The organism is Paenibacillus germinis, assembly GCF_013141785.1.
Lineage (GTDB): Bacteria > Bacillota > Bacilli > Paenibacillales > NBRC-103111 > Paenibacillus_E > Paenibacillus_E phytorum.
Map to the genome: position 1 here is coordinate 1 of NZ_WHOC01000106.1, position 5,863 is coordinate 5,863.

Genomic DNA, 5,863 nt, shown 5'->3' on the forward strand with positions numbered 1-5,863 from the left:
GATCAGGCAGGCAATGAAGAACAACTCAAAACCGTCGAATTTAAAGTCGACAAGACAGCACCAGTGCTTTCCGTCCAGTTGGATAAGACGTCGATTTGGCCAGCGAATCATAAAATGGTGACGATCAATGCCACGGTGAATTCTAGTGATGCTACATCGGGCGTTGAATCCGTGGTATTAACGTCCATCACGAGCAATCAACCGAATAGCGATCCAAGCGACATTCAGGCCAATTTCGGTACAGCCGCCACTTCCTTTAGCTTGCGTGCAGAGAAGTCGCGCATCTATACCATCACGTATACTGCTACCGATAAAGCTGGCAACAAAACGGTTGAATCTGTTACCGTCATAGTACCTCATGATCAATCCGACAAATAGGGTGCACCTGGATCGTTTGTTGCGCTTTATGAAATTGCTACTCTCCTAGAAGAGGAGCGCGACAAGCCGCAAATAAGATTTTACACAGGCACTTTAGTGTACTTGAACGATAAGTACAGTAAAGTGCCTATTTTCCAATGAAAAATGCAATGAAATGCTCTTTTTACACTAGGATTTGTGAACTGGTTAAAGTAAGATGTGGTCAACAGAGAGGACATGGATCATAACCGCCAGTTTCCTCCCGCTGGATTGTCGCCTGTCTATGGATATCAGGCACTTGTTGTTTCCAGCTATGCAACACGGTGGAAATTCCAGCTCCGAAGCGCTTAAAGGGTGTCTGCTTTTCATTCTAGGTGCACATTTTATAGAAAACACACAATTTGGAGTACACAATTTAACCATTTTACAGAAGAATACTCTTTTTACAATGTAACCTTTTATTATTATTTGCTACTATTACTACAATTCAGCCCTTGCGTTAATCGTTCGATGTTATTTCCCTCCGAAACTGCCTACTCCTTCATTATGGGATCCGGAATGAAATAATTGAGATTAACGGTATCCTTGACGGTACTCGGGCGATTTGTTTTCGGGGGTGATAACAATGTAGACAAAAACGTATGCGCAAGCGAGAAAAAGAATAAATATTTTAGGAGGAAGATTAAATGCTTAAAAGGCAACTTAATGCTTTAGTCGTACTGTGTATGTTAATAAGCCCATTCTTTATCCCAGGGAACAGCGTACAGGCAGCCACAAATGCTTCCACCAACAAGATCCAGTCAGAATTCTTTGTATCACCCTCAGGAAGCGATACCAATGACGGTTCTTACGATCATCCTTTCGCCACCCTGCAGGCGGCTCGGGATACCGTTCGCTTGATCAACAGCAATATGACGGGTGATATATACGTATTTATTGCTGCTGGGGATTATTACGTCAATAATACGATATCTTTTAATGAAAGTGACTCGGGAACCAATGGATTTAACGTCATTTATCGAAATTTGGATAGCTTAGGAACCGCGAAGTTCATTGGCGGCAATAAAGTAACTTCAGAGTGGAATGTGGTAGAGCGTACAGGTGCGGATACAGACCTGCCTGCTAGCGCTAATGGAAGCGTATACAAAACATTTGTCGGCACAGGGATTAATTTCAATACTTTATATGTGAACGATTCAAGGGCAGTAATGGCAAGAACCAAAAATTTAAATATTGATCCGAGATTTCCTGCTTCTCAAACGGATTATATGAGATCAGCAGGCGGCGGAGTCAGTAATTTGATCTATAATGCCGGTGATATTGATGCGGCCTCATTAAACGGACTAGTCAACGCGCAGGCACGAGGCGAACTAGACGCCCAGGTGTATATGTGGGACGGAGGATATTGGGACTGGATGACAGACACCATCCCATTAGCGAGTATTAATACTTCAACTCGCAATATAACCTACAAAACCGTACCGGGAAATCCTGCGGCTTATCGTCCCAAATATGCGACACGTAATAACGCGCGATACTTTTTACAGGGCAATTTAGGATTCTTGGATCAGCCTGGTGAATATTACTTTAACAAAAAGACCGGATATCTTTACTACTATCCGTTAGCCGGATCCGAAAGCTTGGATAGCCAGGATATTGTGATCCCTGCCGTTGAGAAAATCATTGACATCAAGGGAACGTCCCGTACAAGCATGGTAACGCATATCACCTTCAGCGGCCTGGAATTTAAAGACACGAATTTCCCAGATTACTACGCCTATGGTTGGAACTGGGGAGATGCCGGTGATGGAGTGGGCTATTATCCGCCTGCAGCTGCGGGAAGCACACAGCCGTCATACGCCGAACAAACCGAAAGAGTTGAGTTTCAGGTGGGTGTCATTACACTGACCAATACCAACAACATTACGATTACTAATTCGCATATCAAAAATGCGGGTATGTTCGGTATCGAACTCTACCTTGCCAATGATCATACCTTAATAAGCAATAGCCTTATCGAATTTACCGGTCATGGCGGCGTCAATATCGAAGGCGGTTATCCCGGAGTAGGCGGAGATACAAACGGAAACGGCTACAGCAACAATAACACCGTTACCAATAGCATGATCCATGATATTGGTCAGTTGGTGGGTCAAACCTCCGGTGTTACAATCAATAATTCCGGATATAACACGATTTCTCATCTTGAAATATACAACTCTCCAAGAAGAGGAATATTCATAACGGGAGGAGTTAACAGAAATCCAAACGTAGCCTATCCAAACGGCGATAAAAATTTCAATGTTATGACGGATATGTATTCGCATGATAATACTTTCTCCTATATTTTCTTGCATGACTTGCAACAGGACGGTGGGGATGATGGCGCATTCTTCTCCTACTCTTTATACAAGGGTTCTACGAATTACAAACCGAATTATATTAATCAGATGCTTATAGACAGCACAGCAGCAAACCCAAGCATGACAGACATCGCACCCAATGGTCTGAATCTGGATGTGGGGGCTTCCGGATTTCAACTAAGCAATCTTAAAATTGTAAATCCTCAGCATTTTAATGCAGAGGTAAACACGATTACTCAGTATGGCGATAAGATAACATTTACGAACACCAATATTGATTTTGGTTCGCATACGAATCAACTAAACACGTTCAATGATTCCTTAATGGATTATGCAAATATAGGCATAGGAGCTGATTTCCCAAGTGTCTATTTGCCTGCACAAAGCTTGCCCCAAGATCCGGACAATATTTATTTCAAAGAAAACTTTGAAAATGGATTGAATTTATCGAAATGGTCTTATAGAGGGAATGCACCGGTTATTACAACAGAATGGATGTCTGAAGGGATTTTGAACGGAAAGCAGTCCTTGAAAATCAACAGCGACAGCGAGCCAACCGGCTCGAAGCCTGTTTTGTACCGGAATTTCGCAACTAATCTCAATAAAATCGTAACTGTAAAATTGTTTGATAGACAAAGCAACAATCAAGCGCCTTATGATTCCGGAACGTCGATCGCTACAACAGTGAAATCGCTCACAAGAGTTGACGATGGAACCACTGCTGTAGGACTAGGTCTGGATACAACAGTAAATGGAAGCTTTTATGTCATGTTGAATGGAACGACTGAAAGTGCAACTCCTGTTCGTCGGATCTACGGCTGGCATGAGTTGAAATGGGATTACACAAGCGGTACTGATGTAAAACTATACATCGACGGCATATTCGTTGGGACCATAAACAACGTAACCAATTTCAACCATGTTGATCTAGGTTCTGATGATGGCAAAGGCGTAAGCTATTACGACCAACTGTATATCTATGGAGGCAATGATGCGCCAGAGGCGGGTTCAATACCGATGCCCGTTGTACCTGCTTATGATTCTTCCAATGATAATGTCGTTCGGCTAGATAAAAACTTTGAAGATGCCGTGGTACCAACCTTTAGTCTCAAGGGTGCAAATCCTCCTGTATTGAGCGTTATAACCGATCCGAATAATTCGAGTAATAAAGTACTGCAAGATGTGATCGGGGATGGGCAAAGTTATTATCAAACGGGAGCCCCATGGAACAACTATATAGTCAATATGAAGTGGAAATTTGTTGGTTGGGGAACTAATAATGTCCTGAATCAGCAATATGATAATTTTACAATCTATGTGATGACGAATGGAAGTGAACCGAATCCTCCAGCCTATCAAGTCGTCTATAGAAGGAACAAATTAGGAATCACTGGTTTTCCAGCGGGCACTCCTTATTTTGAAATTTCGAAGCACACTCCTTCAAGCGATACATCACTAGGAAAGGCTGCGGTGCCAAGCGGGTTCGTTGCAACAGACTGGCATAACCTTGAAATCCAAACATACGGTGGCAAAGTCGGGTTTGTTGTTGATGGAACCAAAATTTTATCGGCTAATGACGGGACTTATACCTCTGGGGGTGTAGCTTTTGGCGGAATTAACTCCACTGTCTTGCTGGACGATATTAAGATTACCTCCAATCCGACGTTCGTAAGTTATGGATCAAACTTCAACCTGGGCAACGTTAACTTGAACGGTACTTTCAATCCAGGTTATTTAACTTATGGAGCCACTGTTATCGATAATTCACAGCCTGTCACTTTGAAAAGACCTTTACCACTGATCGCTGGTGCGAGTACCGCTGTTTCGCTTAACGGTGTCGATATTACAGCAAGCTTCCCTGACTATACAACTCAGACTGCGCTGAATCTAATGAAAGGAAGAAATACGTTGGTTCTATCGGAAGCCACGACGGCAGGAACCAAAAACTATACGATTTACATTGAGAAAGTCTATACGATCTCATCCATTGATCCAATTGCGCCAATAACAACCGAACTTGGAACGGCTCCTGTTCTGCCGGCAACAACCCAGATTACATTTGGCGACGGTACCAGCCAAACTGCTAACATTGTGTGGGATACTGTAAAACCGTCGGATTATAAAAAGACGGGGACGTTTACGGTAAATGGACAACTTGTTGGATTTAATGCTCAAGTTAGTGCAACAGTATCTGTTGAGGGACTCAAGTCTATTGGTGCCCTTGAAGATGTGACCACTCTCGCCGGTACAGCGCCGGTGCTAGCAGAGACAATTAGCGCCCAATTCTCAAACGGAGCGAGAGAATTAGCGTTAAAATTCGCAAATCTCGACCCTGCGCTGTATGCAAACCCAGGCACATTCATTGCGGTTGCAAAAGTTGATCAGTATGCTGGGGATGTATTGCAAAAAGTGACAGTTAGCAACATCGACAAGACGCCTCCGGCTGAAGCAACGTTGTCAGCTGACGTTACAGCGCCAACCAATAGGGACGTTACCGTAACGATCAGCTATCCGTCCGATGCGACGGTGAAGGAGTACAAAGTAGGAGAAAACGGCGAATGGACGGCATACGGCGCTCCAGTGGTTGTTTCCGAAAACAACACGGTATATGCAAGAGGGACGGATGCTGCGGGCAATGTGTCGAATGTGACCAGCTATACGGTCGGTAATATCGATCACATTGCACCTATCGATGCAACCTTGGCTGTAGATACAACAGCACCGACCAACCAAGGCGTCACCGTAACGATCAGCTACCCGGCAGACGCTTCGTTGATGGAATATAAAGTGGGAGCAAGCGGCGCGTGGACAGCATACACCGCCCCAGTGGTTGTTTCCGACGATGACACCGTGTATGCAAGAGGGACTGATGCAGTAGGAAATGTATCGAATGTAACCAGCATTACGGTAAGCAATATTCATAAGATAGCTCCTGTAACCACCGCAACGTTAAGTCCGGCTGCGCCTAACGGCAAGAACAGCTGGTACACGACGGATGTGACCGTAAGCTTATCTGTAAGCGCTAGTGTTTACGGAGGCTCCGTAACAACGGAATACCAAGTGAATGATGGTGAATGGATCGTTTACACCGGCTCCATTCCAGCTTTCGGTGACGGAACTTATAAGCTCGGATTCCGCAGCAA

General features: G+C 44.1%; 1 protein-coding gene and 1 pseudogene. Both read left to right on the plus strand.

The features are described 5' to 3' along the window. Positions 1 to 378, plus strand: a pseudogene (locus GC102_RS21450) (DUF5011 domain-containing protein); the annotation flags it as partial. Between the two features lie 665 nt (positions 379 to 1,043). Next, positions 1,044 to 5,863: Ig-like domain-containing protein (locus GC102_RS21455; RefSeq protein WP_171691302.1), on the plus strand; the 4,820-nt coding region annotated here is incomplete at its 3' end.